The 14873-nt window shown below is 34.2% G+C and carries 15 protein-coding genes; 2 read left to right on the top strand and 13 right to left on the bottom strand.

What is annotated here, in order from left to right:
• Positions 1-6: 6 nt before the first annotated feature.
• The 12 genes from pdxA to flgH all read right to left on the bottom strand — a co-directional run bounded on the left by pdxA (position 7) and on the right by flgH (position 11014).
• Positions 7-957 carry a 4-hydroxythreonine-4-phosphate dehydrogenase gene (gene pdxA, locus HCAN_RS06770; RefSeq protein WP_006656945.1) on the bottom strand — a complete coding sequence of 317 codons (951 nt, stop codon included), beginning with the start codon at positions 955-957 and terminating at the stop codon, positions 7-9.
• Positions 958-1500 carry a DUF2393 domain-containing protein gene (locus HCAN_RS06765; RefSeq protein ID WP_006656366.1) on the bottom strand — a complete coding sequence of 181 codons (543 nt, stop codon included), beginning with the start codon at positions 1498-1500 and terminating at the stop codon, positions 958-960.
• Positions 1500-2189 carry a bifunctional phosphoribosyl-AMP cyclohydrolase/phosphoribosyl-ATP diphosphatase HisIE gene (gene hisIE / locus HCAN_RS06760; protein WP_006656365.1) on the bottom strand — a complete coding sequence of 230 codons (690 nt, stop codon included), beginning with the start codon at positions 2187-2189 and terminating at the stop codon, positions 1500-1502. The genes HCAN_RS06765 and hisIE overlap by 1 nt, the downstream gene beginning before the upstream one ends.
• The gene (locus HCAN_RS06755) at positions 2190-3272 is read right to left on the bottom strand and encodes a prohibitin family protein (protein WP_006656364.1); all 1083 of its coding nucleotides are present in this window, start codon (positions 3270-3272) and stop codon (positions 2190-2192) included.
• 9 nt (positions 3273-3281) lie between these two features.
• Positions 3282-4199, bottom strand: a complete 918-nt coding sequence (locus HCAN_RS06750) for a branched-chain amino acid transaminase (protein ID WP_006656363.1) — start codon at positions 4197-4199, stop codon at positions 3282-3284.
• Between the two features lie 67 nt (positions 4200-4266).
• Positions 4267-5064 carry an RluA family pseudouridine synthase gene (locus HCAN_RS06745; RefSeq protein WP_006656362.1) on the bottom strand — a complete coding sequence of 266 codons (798 nt, stop codon included), beginning with the start codon at positions 5062-5064 and terminating at the stop codon, positions 4267-4269.
• Positions 5061-6287, bottom strand: a complete 1227-nt coding sequence (gene waaA / locus HCAN_RS06740; protein WP_006656361.1) for a lipid IV(A) 3-deoxy-D-manno-octulosonic acid transferase — start codon at positions 6285-6287, stop codon at positions 5061-5063. Before waaA ends, HCAN_RS06745 begins: the two co-directional genes overlap by 4 nt.
• A 6-nt stretch (positions 6288-6293) precedes the next feature.
• The gene (locus HCAN_RS06735) at positions 6294-7007 is read right to left on the bottom strand and encodes a zinc ribbon domain-containing protein (RefSeq protein WP_006656360.1); all 714 of its coding nucleotides are present in this window, start codon (positions 7005-7007) and stop codon (positions 6294-6296) included.
• Between the two features lie 26 nt (positions 7008-7033).
• Positions 7034-7780, bottom strand: coding sequence for a Nif3-like dinuclear metal center hexameric protein (locus HCAN_RS06730; protein WP_006656359.1), 747 nt, complete (start codon positions 7778-7780; stop codon positions 7034-7036).
• Complete coding sequence (glyQ, locus tag HCAN_RS06725; RefSeq protein WP_006656944.1) at positions 7758-8645, bottom strand: glycine--tRNA ligase subunit alpha; 888 nt, start codon at positions 8643-8645, stop codon at positions 7758-7760. Before glyQ ends, HCAN_RS06730 begins: the two co-directional genes overlap by 23 nt.
• A gap of 11 nt (positions 8646-8656) precedes the next feature.
• Entirely contained in the window at positions 8657-10117 is a 1461-nt protein-coding gene (gene thrC, locus HCAN_RS06720; protein WP_006656357.1) for a threonine synthase, read from the bottom strand.
• A 162-nt stretch (positions 10118-10279) separates the two neighbouring features.
• Entirely contained in the window at positions 10280-11014 is a 735-nt protein-coding gene (gene flgH, locus HCAN_RS06715; protein WP_006656356.1) for a flagellar basal body L-ring protein FlgH, read from the bottom strand.
• A gap of 207 nt (positions 11015-11221) precedes the next feature.
• On the opposite strand from flgH, the gene HCAN_RS06710 reads away from it, so the two are divergent.
• A complete protein-coding gene (locus HCAN_RS06710) occupies positions 11222-12805 on the top strand; it encodes an inorganic phosphate transporter (RefSeq protein ID WP_006656355.1) in 1584 nt (527 codons plus the stop codon).
• 2 nt (positions 12806-12807) lie between these two features.
• Positions 12808-13500, top strand: a complete 693-nt coding sequence (locus HCAN_RS06705; protein WP_104761859.1) for a metallophosphoesterase family protein — start codon at positions 12808-12810, stop codon at positions 13498-13500.
• Positions 13501-13624: 124 nt separating this feature from the next.
• Here the strand turns inward: HCAN_RS06705 and HCAN_RS06700 are convergent, their stop codons facing one another.
• The gene (locus HCAN_RS06700) at positions 13625-14842 is read right to left on the bottom strand and encodes an apolipoprotein N-acyltransferase (RefSeq protein WP_231232591.1); all 1218 of its coding nucleotides are present in this window, start codon (positions 14840-14842) and stop codon (positions 13625-13627) included.
• Positions 14843-14873 lie beyond the last annotated feature (31 nt).

Genomic DNA, 14873 nt, shown 5'->3' with positions numbered 1-14873 from the left:
AAAATTTTAGAATTTCAATGGAGTATTTTTTGTTAGCATAGTTTGCTTTTTTGAATTTTTGGAACGGAAAATAGCTTCTTTAATGGCATTAAAATAGCTTTTTAGGTTGGCTTTGTTGTGATAGGCAATATCAAAAGCCGTGCCATGATCTACAGAAGTGCGAATGATAGGGAGATTTAAAGTAAAATTGATACTTTCTTTAAAATAAAGTGTTTTAAGCGGAATTAGTCCTTGATCGTGATACATAGCAACATAGTATTTTAAGTGTTTGCCAATAAAAGCAGTATCAGGAACGAGTGGCCCAATAAAGATTTCTTTGCCTAATTGTTCATTAACGCAATGGATTGCTTGTTTGATTGCATTTTCTTCATTGCCTAGAACGCCTAAATCACCAGCGTGCGGATTTAAACCCAAAACTCCACAGGGTGTTTTGGTGATGTGGGGAGCAAGATTTAAAAGGAAGCTTGTTAAGGATTCTTCGGTGATTTTATTGGGCACTTCTTTAAGGGGTATGTGATCGGTAAATAAAGCGACATAAAGTTTGGGGGAGCCTAAAATCATAATCGCATCTTGTTTGAATAAATCTCTAAAAGCTTCAGTATGTCCTGCATAGGGAATATTGGCTAATTGCCACGCTTTTTTATGGATTGGGAGTGTAGTTAAGGCTTTGGCTTGTTTGTTTTGTGTGAGATTTAAAGCACAAAGAAAACTAGCATAAGAATAAGCTCCACTTTCTTTGGTTAGTGTAGCAGGGATAATTTCTGGAATTTTGGCATTTGGAGAAATGCAGATAAGGTTTTTTGGGATTTTAATATCAAGTATCCTAGCTGCTTTTTTAAGAAGGGGTTTATCAATGCAATAAAGCGGAGTGCAAATTTTAGAAATTTTTTGATGACTTTTGAGTAAAATTTCTAGTCCAATTCCGTTAATATCTCCAACACTAATGGCAATTTTCATTTAATAGCAATCCGCTTGAGTTTGAAGTTTGTAATTAGAATAAATAAGAGATTTTGGAGCTTCAAATAATGCTTCAAATTCAAAAGATTCTTGTTTTTTTAGGGGTTTTTTGTAAGTCTCTTTGTGGCGAAAAATAGGCCTTATTGTGTATTTGATTTGTTGGAATTGATTAGAATTTTTAGGTATAAAGTTTGTTGTTACCACACAACCTTTTAAATCAAGAGATCCGGCATTTTTGATTGTGCCTTTGATGTAGTAGATGTCATCATATTGTAGTTTGCTATTATGGGAAAGAGTGAGTTCTATTTTTTTGAGATAGGTTTGCATAATATATTGATAAATAAAAGGAGAGGCAAAAAATAAAATAGCACTCATAAAAAGCATTAAAAAACACACAATAGTATTTGAAGACAAAAGGATGCTTAAGAGAAAGAAAAGCAAGATTCCTAAAAAAATTGATGAAAGGATTAGGTAATCATACAATGAAAAATATTGAGTAAATTGTGTTAAGAGTGAAAGGAAAGATTCAAGAGTTAGTTGCATTACTTTTCTCTAGAATTTTTTTCTTCAATTCCACTCAGTCCAAAGCGTCGAATGATCTCTTGCTTGACTAAGTCGGGGCTTAGATCTCTATAGGCTAATCCAACAAGAGAATGGTAGAGTAAATCAGCAGTCTCATAAATAATTTCTTTAGCATTTTTATCTTTGATGGCAAAGCCTAATTCAGCCGCTTCTTCAACGATTTTTTTAGCAATAGTGTTTTCGCCTTTGTGATATAAAGAGGCGGTATAAGAGGTATTTGGATCGGAATTTTTTCGTTCTAGCAAGGTGTGATAAAGCGTATCAATAGCACCATAAAGATTGGAAGTATCAATCGTTTTGGAAGATTTTTGCACTATGGAATCTAAAGTAATTTGATTAAAAAAGCAAGTGTGATTGCCTGTGTGGCAGGCAACTCCCTTTTGTTTGACTTTAAGCAGCAAAGTATCCTTATCGCAATCAAGATAACATTCAATAATCTCTTGTGTATGACCGCTTTGCTCACCTTTTTTCCAAAGGCGATTTTTTGTGCGTGAAAAGTAGTGAGCATAGCCACTTTGCAAACTAAGTTCCAAAGCTTCTTTATTCATAAAAGCAAGCATTAAAACTTCATTGGTTTGGTAATCTTGAGCAATAGCTGGAATAAGTCCATTTTGGAGTTTATCCCAAGCAATAGTTTCTAAAATTTCCACTTATTGTCCTGCAGAGCTTGATCTTTGCGTATCTTTAGAGTCAAGCCAAATATTTGGGGTAGAACCACCTGGAGTTAAGAAAATTTTTGCATCACGATTATTTTGAAGCGCTTCATTGAATTTACCTTGCACTTCAATTTGGCGGAGCTGCAAAAGTGAATTACTTAAGCTTTGACTAATAATTCGGTTGGCTTTAGCTTGTGCATCTGCTTGAATAATTGTTGCATCAGCAGCACCTTTGGCTAGGGCAGCTTGTTTTTCTGCTTCTTGTTTTGCTCTTTCTACCTCATATCTTGCTCTTTCTGCTTCTTGTCTTGCAACTTGCACGCGTTCAATTTGTTCTTTGATAGCTATAGGCAAAACAATCTCTGTGAGTTGGATTGATTCTAATTGCACTGGGCGATTTTCTAGGTTATTAATATTTTCGCGGAATCTTTGATCGATGAGTGTAGCAATTTCATTGCGTTTGGTTGGCAATTCTTCAGCAGGAAAACTTCCTACGACATTGCGGACAATTTCACGAATAACAGGAATAATAATTCTTTCTTCCCAATTTTGCCCCCAAGTAGCGATAGTTTGGGGCACTCCTAGTGGATCTAAGCGGTATTGAACAGCTAATTCCACAGATACAGATAAGCCTCTTGAATCAAGCACACTAATAGCTTTGTCTCTAATGCTCCCTTCATCAATATTACGAAAATTCTGTGTTTCAGAGCTTGTAAATTCTGCGATTCTTACTTTGGTATTTACAGGGATAATTTTTTGAATTCCGGGAATGAAAAAGTGAATTCCAGGTTGCAATGGCGTAGGATCAAATTCCCCAGTGGTGATTTTTACTCCCACCTCACCACTATTAATAATGGTAAAAGGCTTAAGTAAAAATAAAAGTGCAATAAGAATGATAAGCGCATAAAGTGTTGCCATTTTTTTACCACTTGGTAGGTTAAAAGATGGCATTTTGGGATAGTTTTGAAAACCTTTATTGCGATTATTTCCGTTATTACCATTACCGCTATTATTATCGTTTTGAGGTTTATAATTTTTATTTTTTTGTCTTAAATGTTCGTTTAAATCAATAGGCATAAATAACCTTTATGAAATATAAGTTAGCCAATGGCTATATTTTGGGTTGCGTCCATAGACAATATCAAAAAAGGCATTTTGGAGTTTGTAGGTGATTTCTCCTCTTTGCCCATTACCAATGATGCGAGAATCAAGTTCGCGAATTGGAGTTATTTCTGCTGCGGTTCCTGTGAAAAATGCTTCATCGGCAATATAAACTTCATCGCGTGTGATATTGCGTCTTATGACTTCTAATCCTAGATCTTTTGCAAGAGTAATTACGGAATCTTGTGTAATGGATTCTAAAGAAGAATCATTGGGTGGAGTGATTAGCTTGCCTTCTCTAACGATAAAAAAGCATTCTCCACTACCTTCTGCAATCATTCCTGAATCATCAAGTAGTAAAGCTTCTTCATAACCACATTCAATAGCTTCAAATTTTGCCATTTGTGAGTTGAGATAATTTCCAGCTGCTTTGGCTTTCCCAAAAAGTGATTTTATAGAATTTCGAGTGAGTGATGAAGTTTTTACGCGGATACCTTTTTCTAATCCCTCATCACCAAGATAAGCACCCCATTCCCAAGCTGCAATAGCAACTTGCACCGGAGAGTTTTTGTGATAAACTCCCATAGCCCCATACCCTAGATAAATTAGAGGTCGAATGTAAGTGTTACTTGTGAAATTATTATCTTTAATGAGTTCAATTTGTGCTTTTTCAAGCTCTTCTTGTGTATAAGGAGAATCAATTGCAACGATTTTTGCAGAATTTAAAAGTCGTTTGGTGTGTTCTTTAAGTTTAAAAATAGCCATTCCCTTATCGGTTTTATAGGCTCTTGTTCCTTCAAATACTGCATTTCCATAATGCAAAGTGTGGGTTAATACATGGATTTTTGCATCTTTCCAAGGCACGAGTTTGCCATCCATCCAAATTGATTTTGCTTCATTCATTTTTATAAACTCCAATGTAAAAATAAGCATTGGAATATATCAAAATGTTACTTAAAATTTTTTTATGCTATTGAAAAAGAAATTCTTTTGGCGGAGAATCTTCAAAGCTATAACCCAGTAGTGCAATCTTTTGAGCGTGTAGCAAGATTCGATTAGCAGGTTTGCCACCATAGAAAGTATCTCCAATAATAGGATGTTTGATGTGAGCTAAATGTGCTCTTATTTGGTGAGTTCTTCCTGTTTTGATAAGAATCTCTAACTTGGTTTTTTTGCTTTCAATTTCTATGGGAGTGATTTTAGTGTAAGCTTTGATGCCATTTTTCTTAGCTACAATGACTTTAGCAAAATGCCCTTTTTGGATAATAAGGGGCTCGGTAATTTCTTGCTCTTCATCAATGATTCCCTCTACAATAGCAACATATTGCTTAAAGATTTGTTCTTTTTTGAATTCTTCTTTGGCTTTGAGATGAAATGGGCTATTTTCTTTAATGAGCAATAAGACACCACTTGTTTCTTTGTCAAGTCGATGGAGTAGTGCCCATTGAGGATAGAGTTTAACAATTTCTTCTGAAGTTAAAAAAGCGGGTTTAGAGAGGGCAAGGATATTTTCATCTTGAAAAATTATTTTAATAGGCGGGAGCTGTTGGATTTTAAAATGAGTATTTGGGCTAAGTAAGGCACGGGCAATTTTAAGCTTTTTTCCTTGAATAGTAACTAGCCCCCTATCAATAAGATTCTTTGCTTCATTGTGGGAAATTCCTTCTTGCGCACTTAAAAGTTTATAAGCTTTTTGTGCATTGTTTGGAATCTTTGTAGGAATGTGTTGATTTTTTTTGGGTGAATTTTTAGTTTGTTTTGTTTTCATTTTTCATTCCTTATAATATTGATAATTTTGGTAATATCCAGTTTTTTTGTAATTTTACTTGGAGGGAGTAAATCGGATTTTGCGAGTATTTTATGGAGGTTTTCTAAGTTAGTTAAACTATAATTTTGAAGTGATTTAAAAAGACTTTTTTGATTATAGATATAAGGACCGCTAATGAGTTTAGTTCTAAAAAATGCCGGTTCTATTGGATTATGCCCACCAATATTTGGCAAAAAACTCCCACCTAAAATGACTAGTGAAGCAATAGAGTAGAGATTGTTTAATTCTCCTAGAGTGTCAATAAATCCAAAAGGTGCATTAATGCTAACTTGGATTCCATTTTGAGAAGCAACGCTTAGGTTAGGGCAATGATTTTGTTTAAGAAGTGCATTGAGTGTTTTTATTAGAGATTTAAAGCGTTCTGGATGACGAGGGGCAAATAGGATTCTAGGATTATTGGGCGAATTTTTAGGAAGAATCTTTAGAATCTCTTTGAGAATTAAGACTTCTTCTTGTTGGGAATTTTTTTCATGTGTGCTAGCAATTAACCATAATTCTTGAGAGGGTTTTTGATAATGTTTTGTGATTTGTGGAATTTCTGCGAGCTTGAGATTTCCAAAAACTTTAATATTTTTTGCCCCTAGAGTTTTAAGGTATTGTTTATCTTTTTTCTCTTGACAAAATATATTATCAACAAGGGTAAAAAGTCTGCGATAAAAGAAAGTTAGCTTACGATATTTATTGTATGAATTTGATGAGATTCTAGCATTGATTAAAAGGGTGGAGGCTTTTTTATTTTTAGCGCAGAATAAGGGCATAAGCCAAAGTTCAGCTTCTATTAAAGTGAGACTTTTGATTTTGAGATTCTTAGTCCAAAAGGGGATAAAAGTTTCAAAAGGTAAAAAACAAGTGATGGCATTTGGAAAAAGCTGTTTGGCTAGAGTGTAGCCTGTTTGTGTGGTGGTGGTTAAGAGAATTTGTTCGTTGGGCTTTAAAAGGTAGCTTAGGCTTGTGATGATTCCTTGCAGGGATTTTACTTCACCATATGAACAGGCATGAAACCAGTGGATTTGCATTTTGCTATTAATAAAATGGGGAAGAAAAAAACGCCTTTTAATGGAAGTTGTATATTTGGATTTAAAACTTAAAAAAAATAAAAAAGGCAAGGCGCAAATATGCGCTATGCAAAGGAGTAAATAGTAAAAGCTTACAAATAAACCCATAAGATTTTAAGCATTTTCTTCTTGATTATAAAGGATTCTTCCGCAATGTGGGCAGGTGATAATATCATCAGAGCGAATAACATCAGAGTAAATTTTGTCATTAATGCGAATAAAACAACCTCCACAAGCTTGTCTAGTGATAGGCACTACACTTGTATTTTTTGCCCATTTGCGGATTTTTTCATAAAAAGAGATGATTTTTTGATCCATTGCTTTGATGAGTGTTTCTTTTTTGTCAAAAACTTCTTGTTGTTCTTTTTTGATTTTTTGAATTTCTGTTTCTACTTTTTTTTCAATTTCTTTCTGTGATTCTTGGAGTGTGTTAATCTTGTCTTGCAATTCTTTGATATTGCCATTTTTGGTTTCTAAAAGAGTGTTTAGACGCACGATTTCTTCATTAGCAAAAGTGATTTGCTCTTTTGCAAGCTCTTCTTCCAAGCTTAAGGCTTTGCTTTCTTTTTCGGTTTTTATAAGCTTAGTTTTTTTGGCAATTTCTTCGAGTTTCAAAGAAAGATCTTCTAGGTGATTTTCATTTTTTTGAATAGAGAGAGAAATATCTTTTGCTGTATTTTTAATCTCATCTACTTGAGTTTGCAGTGCATTTTCTTCAGACAAAAGTTGATTTAATTCTTGGTTGGCTTCTTTGATTCTTGGTTCAAAAGAATCAATTTCTTTATCAAGATTTGCAATTTCTATGAGTTGGGTTAAGTGTTTATTCATAAATTACTCCGATTTTAAAATGACCTTTAAATGTAGCTAAAGGGATTTTTTGAATCTAAAATTATAGCTTTATAGCCAAGATTTGTCAAAAGTGGCAAGAGAATCTCCCCAAAATACCGCTCTAATTCATAATGTCCGCAATCAATGAGATGGATATTTTTTTGCATTCCCTCCATAGCATCGTGATATTTAATGTCTCCTGTGATAAAGCAATCAATGTGGCTTAATTTGCCTATGAAGCTTCCTCCACTTCCGGTGATAAGTCCAATATTTTTGCATTGTGGGTTTGTGGTTTGGGTAATTTTTAGGGTTTGGAGTTTGAATTTTTCTTTAATTAAGGTGCAAAGTGAATGAAAATCATTATCCCATTGAAACTGCACTAAAAATTCTTCTTGTGAGAAATTTTTGATTCCTAGAATTTCTTTTGTGACATATTTACCAAAATGTGTTTTGTCAAAATTAGTATGCATCGCAATGAGTTGAATATTTTTTTGAATAGCTAAATGAAGCAAAGAAGAAGGGTAATATTCGCTAATAATCTGCTTTAGTGGGGAGAAAATCAAGGGATGATGTGTGATAAGCACAGAATCTGCTTCCATTTGCTCTAAAAGATCTTGAGTAACTTCTAGTGCAACATAAATTTGCTTAAAACTCCCTTCTTTACTTCCTAAAATCAATCCAGAATTATCCCATGATTCTTGTAAGGAAAAAGGACTTAATGAATCTAAATCAACTAAAATTTGTGAAATGCTATTTTTTAGGTTTTTTTGCATTTTCTAAACGCTCCATACGCATTGGTTCTTGCTCTTTGTAAAGTATTGCACAAGCTTTTGAGAGATCGCGAATTTTTAAGATATAGTTTTGGCGTTCGGTAGCTGAAATAGCTTTTCTAGCATCAAGCACATTAAAAAGATGACTAGCCAACATAGCACAATCATAAGCGGGTAAGGGAAGTCCAGCTTCTAGGGCTCTTCTACCTTCTTCTTGCATTTTGGCAAAAAATTCAAAAAGCATTTTAGTATCAGCTACTTCAAAATTGTATTTTGAAAATTCATATTCTCCTTCTAAATGGACATCCGCATAAGTGTAATGTTCATTCCATGCAATATCAAAAATATTTTCAACACCTTGTAAATACATTGCAAGACGCTCTGTCCCATAAGTAATTTCTACTGCCACAGGTTCGCAAGGGATTCCCCCAACTTGTTGGAAGTAAGTAAATTGTGTAACTTCCATTCCATCAAGCCACACTTCCCAACCAAGTCCCCAAGCTCCAAGTGTTGGAGATTCCCAATTGTCTTCAATAAAACGCACATCGTGATCTTTGAGATTAAGCCCTAGAAATTCAAGACTTTTAAGATAGAGTTCTTGGATATTATCAGGATTTGGCTTAATTAAAACTTGAAATTGATAGTAACTGCCTAAGCGATTAGGATTCTCTCCATAACGCCCATCTGTTGGGCGACGAGAGGGAGCGACATAAGCAACACTCCAAGGCTTAGAATCAAGACTTCTAAGCAAAGTTGCAGGGTGAAAAGTCCCTGCACCCGCTGGAATATCATAGGGTTGAATGATTAGACAGCCTTGTTCTTGCCAAAATTGTTGGAGTTTTAATAAAAGTTCTGAAAAATATAGCATATTAGTCCTTCTTATAGCCATTGTAAAATAGTTTGTGGAAGTAAGTCTTTGTCTACAACTTGAGTGTGAATTTCATTTTTAGTGAAGAGTTCCAAAATTTGTTTTGGAATGGAGATGGAGAATTTTTGTGCAAGAGTATGCAGTGCCTCTTCATCGCTTAAATCTCCCATTCCCAAGGCTTTTGTGAGAGTTGGTGCAAATTTAGTCCATTCTGCGGTGGAGCAAAGTATGCAAGGAATGCTAGAATCAAGGCTTTGGATTTGCTCATAAGCCTTAATACCACAAGCTGTGTGTGGATCAATAATAATCCCCATAGTAGCGTATTTTTTAAGCGTTTCAAGGCAATAAGAATCTTCACAAAAAGTGGCTTCAAAATATTGTTGTATTTTTTGAAGTTCTGATTTTTCAAGGGAATATTTTTTGTTTTTTTCAAGGCTTTCCATTAGTTCTCTTGTGCGATTTTCTCCAAAGAGGGCAAATAAGATTCGTTCTACATTAGAGCTTTTTAGAATATCCATCGCAGGAGAATAGGTTTTTTGTAAGGATTTATGGGAAATATCATAGATTCCTGTTTGGATAAATTCTGTAAGAATGTTATTAGAATTTGAAGCAATCCAAATTTTTTGGATAGGGAAGCCCATTATTTTTGCATAAAATGCACCAAGTGCATTCCCAAAATTTCCACTTGGCACAATAATATGGACAGGTTTTTTGGTTAGGTTATAAACTTGTAAGCTAGAGTAGATATGATAAAGAATCTGAAATGCGATTCTGCCAAAATTTACAGAATTTGCAGCACTTAAAGAAATATTTTTTTGCTCCAAGGTTGCTTTGAAATTTTCATCTTTCAAGAGATTTTTTAACATATTTTGTGCATCATCAAAATTTCCATTAATTCCAATAACTTTGAGATTCTTTGCTTCTAGGGTTGTCATTTGTAGGCGTTGGACATCACTTGTGCCACCTTTTGGATAAATGCAAACGACTTTAATATGTGGTTTATTTGCAAAGCTTTGGAGGGTAGCAGGACCAGTGTCGCCACTTGTAGCAGTTAAAATAAGATATTCTTTAGAAGAATTGCTAATAAAATCACTAAAGATTGAACCAAAAGGTTGCAATGCCATATCTTTAAAGGCGCGTGTTGGACCACAATAAAGTTTTTGGATATAAAGCGTTTCGTTGATTTTTTCAAGTGGAGCGGGAATTTTTGAATCATCAAAGTTTTTGTAGAGTTTTAGAGCATTTTCAAGGATTGAATCTACAATGCCTAATCCCAATGCTTTAAAAATATTTTTTGCAAGAGAAGTATAATCTAAATTTGCAAAGGATTGAATTTCTTCTTTAGAAAAAGTGGGTAAATTTTTTAATGTATATAATCCGCCATAAGGGGCATTGGGGTTTAAAAGAGCATCTTTAAAAGTTATAGAAGGGCAATCGCCTCCTCTTGTCCCTATGAAGTATTGTTGTTGCACGCAAGTCCTTTTTTGTTAAAAATGGCGTATTTTATCACATTTTAAGCTAAAAAAATCTTAGTCTTTTTGTTTTGAATAGGGATTTTTGAAGTTTATGTTTTTTTAATAAAGAAAAGTTTTTTAAAAGGGAGCTTTTCCTAGAAATTTAGGAAAAGTAAAGAATTAAAAAGGCCAAACTGATTCAATGAGTTTTGTTCCCCAGCCTTTTTCTGTGCTTTTCTTGAGCTCTCCTTGAGTGTCATACATAATTTTTGCATCGGCAATGTATTGAGATTCTATAGTATTGTTTCTTGCAATGTCTGTTGGGCGAACAACGCCGCTTAGATGAATAATTTGTTTTTCGCCATTAATTAGCACTTCGCGACTACCTTCAATAAAATAATTACCATTTTGTAAAACTTTAATAATTCTTGCGGCAATAGTTGTTGTAAAAGTTTCTTGGCGGTTTTGAGTTCCTGTTCCTGCATAAGTAGAAGTGTTATTTCCTAGATTGATTCCAAAACCTGTGGCATTGTTGATTCCATTGACAATGCTTCCAATGCTTGAGCTAGATCCTGCATAAGAAAGGCTTGGTCCTCCAAAAGTTCCGCTTGAGTTTTCATTAAGGTTTTTGTTAGCACTTGAACTTGCTTGAGCTGTTTGATTGATAATGACGGTTACTAGATCATTTAGCTGCATTGCGCGTCTGTCAGAAAAAAGCAGATTATCTCCTCGCCCAAAAATGCTACCTGGATTCCCGAAATTATCTTCCTCTTCTTTGGGGGGTAATTCTTCAACATAGGCTGGAGGCTTAAAGGAAATTTGTGGATCTGTAGTGGCACAACCATTAAACAAAAATCCATAAATAAAAGCAAGACTTGGGAAAATGGCTTTTAAAAAATGCGTGGTTTTTTTCATAACTTATCCTTAAGTGTTTTTAGTGTTTTTAAAAGCAAAGTTTGTTCCAATTGTTTTTATAAGAATATTTTTTGTCGCTTGAATGATCTTGAGTGATTTGGTTTTTTAGATTCTTTAAAAAAAATTTAAAAATTTAAAGTAGAATTTATATTAATTTTTTGTAGAATTACTTGGACTATTTTATATGTATGTTTATTCGGAGGAATTGTGAATATTAAAGATTTTTTGAGGTATGAAAAGGCTTTGCATTTAAATGTTGGCGATATGCAAAGAATCGGGGTTATAACTTTATTTGTATTATTAATTATTATTCTAGTAATGTGGAATGATGATGGAATTACTAATTCATTGTTGTTAGGATTTGCTGCAATTGTTGGTGGATATATGGCGCTTAATATTGGCGCCAATGATGTGGCTAATAATGTTGGTCCTGCAGTAGGCTCTAAGGCTTTAAGTATGTTTGGAGCAATTACAATTGCTGCAATTTGTGAAATTTCTGGAGCATTGATTGCTGGGGGTGAAGTTGTAGATACGGTGCGTTCTGGAATTATTTCTATGGATGCTATTGGTGATTCTAGGAATTTTGCAACTTTAATGTTAGCAGCTCTCCTTTCTGGTGCAATTTGGCTGCACTTTGCTACTGCCATTGGTGCACCAGTCTCAACAACACATTCTATTGTGGGTGGAATCTTAGGAGCAGGTATTGCTGCTGGTGGCTTTGGTGTGGCTAATTGGGTGGAGCTTGGGAATATCGCTGCAAGTTGGATAATTTCGCCTTTAAGTGGAGGGATTATCGCGGCTTTATTGTTATATTTTATTAAAAATACCATTACTTATCAACAAGATAAAAAAGAGGCAGCTAGGAGAATTGTGCCTTATTTGATTGCTTTTATGACTTGGGCGTTTGCTTTGTATCTTATTAATAAAGGTCTTAAAAATATTATTAAAATGGATTTTGTGACAGCACTTATAATGAGTTTTGTGCTTGCTATTGTAGTATTTTTTATAGTTAAGATAACGATTGCTAATGCAGTGGAAAATATGGAAAACAAAAAGGAAGAAATCAATAAGCTTTTCACTATACCATTGATTTTTTCTGCGGCACTTTTGAGTTTTGCACACGGGGCAAATGATGTGGCAAATGCTATTGGACCTTTGGTGGCTATTTATGATGCGTTAAAAGAAGGTTTTAGTCTAGGAAATCAAGCTAATATTCCATTTTGGATTATGTTTTTAGGTGGGCTTGGAATTTCTATTGGTTTGGCACTTTTTGGTCCTAAATTAATTAGAATGGTTGGAAGTGAGATTACTGAGCTTGATCAAATTCGTGCTTTTTGTATTTCTATGAGTGCGGCTTTAACTGTGCTTGTGGCAAGTGAGCTTGGAATGCCAGTTAGTTCTACACATATTGCTGTTGGCGCGGTCTTTGGTGTAGGGTTTTTGCGAGAATATTTAAAGAAACGATATAAACAGATGGAATTAAAGATTTTAGAATCCTATAAGGGCAATGATAGCGAACAAATACGAAGATTTTTGGAGCGTTTTAGAAAGGCTTCTATCAAGAAAAAAGCGGCGATTTTAAAAAGTATTGATAGAAAAAAAGCAAAACGCAAGGAAGGGATTCCAGAGATTAAGAAAAAAGAGCAAAAGCAGCTTAAAAAAGTCTATCAAGAAGAACTTGTTAAACGATCTGCAATTAATAAAATTATCGCAGCTTGGTTAATTACCGTTCCACTTTCTGCATTATTTGGTGCGGTGAGCTTTTTTATTTTACGATGGATGGGGATTTAAACTTGGATTACTCTAAGCCAATTTATATTATTGGTGATGTGCATGGATGTTTGGAAACTCTGTGTGCATTGATTGAAAAGTTACCACAAAAATGGGATTCACAGATTATTTTCACGGGAGATTTGATAGATAGGGGAGCGAAATCTTGTGAAGTTGTGGATTTGGTGATGAAATATAATTATGCCTGTGTGCTTGGGAATCACGAAGAACTAATGTTAGAATATTATCACGCTATTCCCTCAAAGGGTTATAATAAAATTTGGATTAATAATGGTGGTTATGAAGCAATGGAGAGTTACCAAAGAAATGGTGGATTTGAGAAGATTCACGAGCATTTGGAGTGGTTTTTAAAGTTACCACGATTTTTAGAGATTCCGCTTTGTGATGAAAAAGGACAAAGACTTTTTGTAACCCATGGTTTTGGTTTGCCCTATTATAAAGAAAAAGAAAAAAAGGCAGAAATGGTGACTTGGAGTCGGCTAAAATCTCATAATTGGGAAAAAGAAGCAAAGAAAAATTATGGGGTTTTTAATGTCTTTGGGCATGATGTGCGAAAAGTGCCAATGATAATGGAGAATTTTGCGGCAATTGATACGGGCTGTGTGTATGTGGGAGATGATTCTAAAAGTGCGGTGTTAAGTGCATTGGAGTGGCCAAGCAAACAGATTTATCAACAAGATAATTGCGAGAGATAAAATGTCAAAATATAATGTTGTTTTATTGGGCGGCAGTAATTCTATGATGAAAAATGGTATAAAGGTGGGTATCTATGGCTTTGGTATAAAGCTAATCAAATCAAGAGAAAATATGCAAGGGATCTTAAGGGGAGAGAATAAAGTCTTGTGAGCCGTTGCTTGAGTGATAAATGGTTGTGCCATAATTAAGTGAAAAATACTGCATTAGGAGTTTTTGTAAAGTTGGCTCTATGCTAGGCTTAAACCAAGCGTTGTTGCTAATGGCAATCAAAAAGCTTGGGGAATCTTGATAAAATTCTTGTCTTGTAGCTTCATAACAAATTGCAATTTGAAAATGTTGGTTTTGGAGAATTGTTGAGTTTGGTTTTTGATTAGAATTGGTTGTAAAATCCACTCCGCCTTTAAAAAAGATTTGATTGATTAAATTTACAAGGAATTGGGGGAGGGGGATTTTTTCGCCAAAAGGAACTAAGATGATTTTATCAAAAATTTGCATTTTACCTTCATAAAAGAGATAAGCACTATTATAATAAGAATTGCCTTGCTTATGGATAGCACCCGTTAAAATTGCTAAATCTTGACTTAAATCCTGCAATATTCTAAGCAGAGAATCTTCGGCATTTAGAGCAATAGGGAAAGCAGTTTCAGGCAAAATTATCAAATCATAATTTTCTTGTTTGGCTTGTTGAATAAGACGAAAATTTTCATCAATAATTTGTTTTAAATTATTAGAATCCCAGCGTAAATTTTGAGGGATATTTGTAGAGATTGTTTTAATTTTAAGGGGTGATTCTTTGGAGGTTGGGTAGAGAGTTTGACTAAATAGTCCAATGCCAAATAAGCCCAAAATAAGCCCAAAAAAGCCTATTTTATAGAATCGCTTTTGAATGAGAAAGCCAAAAATAATAAGGGATATTAACAAAAGAGCAAGAATGCTTTTTGAGGAAAAAAAGTAGCTTTGAGTGAGTGTTAATTCAGGGATAAACCAATTAAAACCAAATGGATGAATAAAACTTGCACAGAGTAGGGCAGAGATTCTGTAGATTGGATTTTTAAAATAACACAAAGCAAGAAAAAAGATTCCAAAAATCAATGCTACAAAAATCCAAACCAATGGAATAAGGTAGGTTAAATTATAAAAACGAAAGCTTAAGCCAATCCAATAAAACCATAAGATTCCAATGCTACTACCGCAGATAAAAGCACTCAAACGAGAAAAATGAAGCAACATAAAAAATCCAAGAATCGCAAAAAAACTAGAAAAAAAAGGGTGTTTCCAAGTGTAAAAAAAGTGTTCTTCGTAAATAAAGGCACTTAAAAAAAGAGCTGCGAGAATCCCCAAAGTAATTTGGGTAAGTTTTGTTTTATTAGAT

Origin of the sequence: Helicobacter canadensis MIT 98-5491 (assembly GCF_000162575.1) — a bacterium.
In the GTDB taxonomy this organism is placed as follows: Bacteria; Campylobacterota; Campylobacteria; order Campylobacterales; family Helicobacteraceae; genus Helicobacter_D; species Helicobacter_D canadensis.
Note: the sequence above shows the minus strand (reverse complement) of the source record. Positions and strands in the feature narration are given on the sequence as shown.

What these genes read in the sequence shown, in the direction of transcription:
- pdxA (WP_006656945.1), bottom strand. Translation starts at nt 957, where the DNA reads ATGAAAATTGCCATTAGTGTTGGAGATATTAACGGAATTGGACTAGAA.
- HCAN_RS06765 (WP_006656366.1), bottom strand. Translation starts at nt 1,500, where the DNA reads ATGCAACTAACTCTTGAATCTTTCCTTTCACTCTTAACACAATTTACT.
- HCAN_RS06755 (WP_006656364.1), bottom strand. Translation starts at nt 3,272, where the DNA reads ATGCCTATTGATTTAAACGAACATTTAAGACAAAAAAATAAAAATTAT.
- HCAN_RS06750 (WP_006656363.1), bottom strand. Translation starts at nt 4,199, where the DNA reads ATGAATGAAGCAAAATCAATTTGGATGGATGGCAAACTCGTGCCTTGG.
- HCAN_RS06745 (WP_006656362.1), bottom strand. Translation starts at nt 5,064, where the DNA reads ATGAAAACAAAACAAACTAAAAATTCACCCAAAAAAAATCAACACATT.
- waaA (WP_006656361.1), bottom strand. Translation starts at nt 6,287, where the DNA reads ATGGGTTTATTTGTAAGCTTTTACTATTTACTCCTTTGCATAGCGCAT.
- HCAN_RS06735 (WP_006656360.1), bottom strand. Translation starts at nt 7,007, where the DNA reads ATGAATAAACACTTAACCCAACTCATAGAAATTGCAAATCTTGATAAA.
- HCAN_RS06730 (WP_006656359.1), bottom strand. Translation starts at nt 7,780, where the DNA reads ATGCAAAAAAACCTAAAAAATAGCATTTCACAAATTTTAGTTGATTTA.
- glyQ (WP_006656944.1), bottom strand. Translation starts at nt 8,645, where the DNA reads ATGCTATATTTTTCAGAACTTTTATTAAAACTCCAACAATTTTGGCAA.
- flgH (WP_006656356.1), bottom strand. Translation starts at nt 11,014, where the DNA reads ATGAAAAAAACCACGCATTTTTTAAAAGCCATTTTCCCAAGTCTTGCT.